The 4896-nt window shown below is 68.8% G+C and carries 5 protein-coding genes; 4 read left to right on the top strand and 1 reads right to left on the bottom strand.

The features are described from left to right. A partial coding sequence (locus tag H0U68_RS05365; RefSeq protein ID WP_365730771.1) for an MFS transporter occupies positions 1-351 on the bottom strand: 351 nt, incomplete at its 3' end. A gap of 98 nt (positions 352-449) precedes the next feature. Here H0U68_RS05365 and H0U68_RS05360 point away from each other — a divergent pair. The 4 genes from H0U68_RS05360 to pcnB form a co-directional block, all read left to right on the top strand. Further along, entirely contained in the window at positions 450-1520 is a 1071-nt protein-coding gene (locus tag H0U68_RS05360; protein ID WP_296353413.1) for an AI-2E family transporter, read from the top strand. Positions 1521-2124: 604 nt separating this feature from the next. Further along, positions 2125-2799 carry a DnaA regulatory inactivator Hda gene (hda, locus tag H0U68_RS05355; RefSeq protein ID WP_296353412.1) on the top strand — a complete coding sequence of 225 codons (675 nt, stop codon included), beginning with the start codon at positions 2125-2127 and terminating at the stop codon, positions 2797-2799. Then, a complete protein-coding gene (locus H0U68_RS05350; protein ID WP_296353409.1) occupies positions 2796-3488 on the top strand; it encodes an HAD family hydrolase in 693 nt (230 codons plus the stop codon). The genes hda and H0U68_RS05350 overlap by 4 nt, the downstream gene beginning before the upstream one ends. Then, positions 3485-4896 (top strand): polynucleotide adenylyltransferase PcnB (pcnB, locus tag H0U68_RS05345; RefSeq protein ID WP_296353408.1); only part of this gene is annotated, 1412 nt, incomplete at its 3' end. The genes H0U68_RS05350 and pcnB, both read left to right, overlap by 4 nt.

Genomic DNA, 4896 nt, shown 5'->3' with positions numbered 1-4896 from the left:
GCCGCGGATGCCCTTGCCGACGCGGTCCAGCAGGCGCGCGCCGAGCACCAGCCCGGTGGTGGAGGCCAGCGCGAACAGCGGCTTGGACAGGGCTCCGAGCGCGTAGCCGGCCACGGCCAGCGGCTTGCGGCGGCGCCAGTAGTCGCTGAGCGTGCCGGAAAACACCTTGACGATCAGCGCCGTGGCCTCGGCCGCGCCCTCCACCAGGCCGACCGCCAGCACGCTGGTGCCCAGGGTGGCGACCATGAACACGGGCAGCAGGCTGTGGATCATCTCGGAGGAGACGTCCATCAGCAGGCTGACGATGCCCAACGCCCAGATACCGCGGGGAAGGCGCTGCGAAATGGCCATGCGAAGGAGGGGTGGAACCGCCTGGACAGGCGGCCCGATAGAATTTGCAAAGATTTTAGCTTTGGCATGCCGGCCCGCCGGGCCGCCAGGCGCACTGCATGCAATTCACCCCCACCCAACTTCGCGCCGCCGCCTGGACGTTGATCGCCGTGCTCGCCTTGCTGGCGCTGCGCGCGCTCGGGGCCGTGCTGACGCCGTTCGCGGTGGCGGCGGTGCTGGCCTATGCGCTTACCCCACTGGTGGACCGGCTGGACGAGGTCGGCCGGGGCCGCATGCCGCGCGTGCTGGCGGTGCTGGTGGTGCAATTGCTGTTCATGCTGGCGCTGCTGTGCGTGTTCCTGCTGGTGGTGCCGGTGCTGGCCAAGGAACTGCCGCTGATGCGCGAGCAGCTGCCCCTGGTCTTCGACCGGCTGAACGCGGTGCTGTCGCCCTGGCTGGCGCAGTTCGGCATTTCGGTGTCGCTGGACATGGCCAGCCTGAGGGCCCACGTGGTGAAGTACCTCAACGCCAACTGGGAGGAAAGTTTCTCCTCCGTGCTGTCGTCGCTGAAGCTGGGAGGCAGCGTGGCGCTCACCATCGTGGGCAACGCGCTGCTGATTCCGGTGGCGCTGTTCTACCTGCTGCTGGACTGGAAGCCGTTCGTGGCGCGCATGCTGGAACTGGTGCCGCCGCGCGCCCGCCCTTCGGTCGATTCCTTCACCGGCGAATCCGACCAGGTGCTGGGCCAGTACCTGCGCGGGCAACTGCTGGTGATGGCGACCATGGCGGTGTTCTACAGCACCGGGCTGGCGCTGTTCGACCTGGAGCTCGCGCTGCCGATCGGCGTGTTCACCGGGCTCGCCATGTTCGTGCCGTACATCGGCTTCGGTGTGGGGCTGATCCTGGCACTCGTCGCCGGCTTCCTGCAGTTCGCGTCCGCCAAGGCGCTGGTGATGGTGGCCGCGGTGTACGGCAGCGGCCAATTGCTGGAAGGCCTGTTCATCACGCCGCGCCTGGTGGGCGAGCGCATCGGGCTGCACCCGCTGGCGGTGATCTTCGCGCTGCTGGCGTTCGGGCAGCTGTTCGGGTTCCTGGGTGTGCTGGTGGCGCTGCCTGCCAGCGCGGTGCTGCTGGTGGCGATCCGGCGGGTGCGGGCCAGTTATCTGGGCAGCAACCTGTACCAGAGTTGATTCGGATGGACATGTTCCTGTTTCTGTTGGGGGTGGTCACGTCGCGGCAGGCGGTGCCCGGCGGGGGCTCATGCTGCGGCGGTCGGCGCCAAGGCGCCGACTCCGCTGTGCTGATCGGGCTGGAGCCGGCGCGGCGGAACTCGCTGCGCGTTTGCGAGCAAACGCTCCGCTCAGACAGCCGCCGCGAATCAGTCAACGAAGCGCGCAAGCGCGCCCGGCTCCAGCCCGATCAGCACAGCCGCCACAGAAATCGCCCCCGCCAAACACCGCCTGCCGCGACAGCCAACAGAGTGGCGCGCAACCGTCGCGCCCCAACAGCGTCGCTGCAAAGCCGCGCGTGGGCGGGCCGCGGCGCGCAGTGGGGCAATGCGCCTGAGGTGGTTGGGGGGACGGCAGGCGCGCGCAGCGCGCTTCGTGAACTGACTCGCGGGGGTTGTCTGACAGGAGCGCTCGCAGAGCGCGCAGGGAGTTCCCCCGCGCTGCCGTCCATCCAACCGCCTCAGGTCTGCCGGCGGCTTCAGCCGCCGGACGCCGTGTCCGCGCGCCGCGGCTCGCCCACGCGCGGCTTTGCCGCGAGGTCTCCGAGCGAAAAGGGAGCAGCAGCATGAAACAGCTCCCCCTGGACATCGGCCTGGGCAAGGTCCCAACGTTGACGTCCTTCTTCGCAGGTCCCAATGAAGCAGCGCTGAAGCACCTGCAGCTCTGGGCCGGCAGCCCCACGCGGTCTCCCGTCCCGACTTATCTCTGGGGCCTGGCCGCCAGCGGCAAGACCCATCTGCTCAAGGCCGTGCAGGAGCGCCTGAAAGAGCAGGGCGCCGCCTGCGGCTGGCTCGACGCCACCTTGACCGAACCGCCCGAATTCGACGAGCGCTGGGCCGTGGTGCTGATGGACGACGTGCAGCTCTACACCGCCGTGCAGCAGCACGCCGCCTTCAGCTGGTTCGTGCAGGCGCAGGCGCTGCAGCGCGGCGTGCTGGCGGCGGGACTGCTGGCACCGGCCCACCTGAAACTGCGCGAGGACCTGCGCACGCGGCTGGGCTGGGGGCACGTGTTCCAGCTGCACGTGCTCGACGAAGCCGAGCGGCGCGCCGTGCTGCGCCAGGCGGCCGATGCGCGCGGGGTGTTCCTCGGCGACGACGTGATGGACTTCATCCTCAGCCGCTTCTCGCGCGACCTGGGCAGCCTGATGGAACTGCTGGACCACCTGGACACTTACGCCTTGCAGACGCAGCGCGCCATCACCATCCCCTTGATCAAATCCATGCTGGAGAACGAGTGACCGCCGACCGCCGCAAGCTCGCGCTGTTCGACCTCGACCACACGCTGCTGCCGATCGACTCGGACTACGCCTGGGGCGAGTTCACGCTGCAGATCGGCTGGACCGATCCCGATGTGTTCAAGCGCCGCAACGACGAATTCTTCGCGCACTACCAGGCCGGCACGCTGGACGTGCACGACTACGTGCGCTTCGCCACCGAGGCCGTGCGTCTGCGCGGCCGCGCCGCTTACGAGGCGGCGCATGCGCGCTTCATGCGCGAGTGGATCGAGCCGGTGCTGCGGCCCGCGGCGCTGGACCTGTTGCGGGGCCACCAGGACGCGGGCGACGAGGTGGTGATCGTGACAGCCACCAACGAACTGGTGACCCGGCCGATCGCGGCGCGGCTTGGCGTGCAGCAGCTCATCGCGGTGCAGCTCGCGCGCGGTGCCGACGGCTGGATCACCGGCGAGATCGACGGCGTGCCGTCGATGCGCGAAGGCAAGGTGGTGCGCGTGGAGCGCTGGCTGGCCGAGCGCGGGCTCGGCTGGACCGGCGTGGACAGCACCTTTTATTCCGATTCAATCAACGACCTGCCGTTGCTGGAAAAAGTCGACACACCAGTGGCTACCAACCCCGACGCGCGGCTGCGCACGGTGGCGCAAGAGCGCGGCTGGCGCATACTTGACCTCTTCGGGCAACAAGAAAAATGATCAAGAAATTCATCGACAAGCTGCTCGGCACCGGCCGCAAACCGCGCTTCGGCAAGCGCCAGGAAGTCGGCCCCAACGAGCACGGCATCGATCCCACCCTGGCCGACGAGCGCGCGCTCAACGTGGTGCACACGCTCAAGGAAGCCGGCTACGAGGCCTACATCGTCGGCGGCGCCGTGCGCGACCTGCTGCTGGGGCTGCGTCCCAAGGACTTCGACGTGGCCACCAGCGCCACGCCCGAGCAGGTCAAGGGGCTGTTCCGGCGCGCCTTCATCATCGGGCGGCGCTTTCGCATCGTGCACGTGGTGTACGGGCGCGGACGCGAGCACGAGGTGATCGAGGTCTCGACCTTCCGTGCGTACATGGATGCTGCCGCCACCGAATCGGTGGCGGGCAACGAGCGCACCAGCAAGAACGAGCTGGCCGGCATGAAGCACGCGGTGGACGCCTCCGGCCGGGTGCTGCGCGACAACGTCTGGGGCCCGCAGGAAGAAGACGCGGCGCGCCGCGACTTCACCATCAACGGCCTGTACTACGACCCCGAAACGCGCGTGGTGGTGGACTACCACGGCGGCATCCAGGACGCCAAGAAGCACGTGATCCGCATGATCGGCGACCCGGTCACGCGCTACCGCGAAGACCCGGTGCGCATCATCCGCGCCGTGCGCTTCACCGCCAAGCTGGCGCCGCTGGGCTTCAAGCTCGATCCCAAGACAGCCGCGCCGCTCAAGCCCAGCCTGGGCCTGCTGGCCGAAGTGCCGCAAAGCCGCCTGTTCGACGAGATGCTCAAGCTGCTGCAGACGGGGCACTCGCTGGCCACCATCGAGCAGCTGAAGCTGCTGGGCCTGGACCGCGGCATCTACCCGCTGCTGGACCTGGTGGTGGAACGTGCCGAGCAGCCCTTCGTCAAGGCTGCCTTGCAGGACACCGATCGCCGCGTGGCCGAAGACAAGCCGGTGGCGCCGAGCTTTTTGCTCGCCTGCGTGCTGTGGTCCGACGTGCGCGACGGCTGGGCCGCACGGCTGGAGCGGCGGCAGCATCCGTTCCCCGCGCTGCAGGAAGCCATCGACGACGTGTTCAACAGCCGCATCGGCGACGTGTCGGGCCGCGGCAAGCTGGGCGCCGACATGCGCGAGATCTGGATGATGCAGCCTCGCTTCGAGAAGCGCATCGGCCACACGCCGTTCAGCCTGGTCGAGCAGCCGCGCTTTCGCGCCGGCTTCGACTTCATGCGACTGCGCGCCGATGCTGGCGAGGTGGACGTGGTGCTGGCCGACTGGTGGCAGGAATTCAGCCAGGGCAGCGACGGCGTGCGCGAGGACCTGATGGCGCAGCTGCGCGAAGAGCAGCAAAAGGGCCAGCGCCGCGCCAAGCCGGCAGCACGGCGCGTGCCGGCGCAGCCCGCCGC

Source organism: Ramlibacter sp. (genome assembly GCF_013697775.1).
Lineage (GTDB): Bacteria > Pseudomonadota > Gammaproteobacteria > Burkholderiales > Burkholderiaceae_C > Ramlibacter.
The sequence above is the reverse complement of the archived record's forward strand: the minus strand, read 5'-3'. Positions and strand labels throughout refer to the sequence as shown.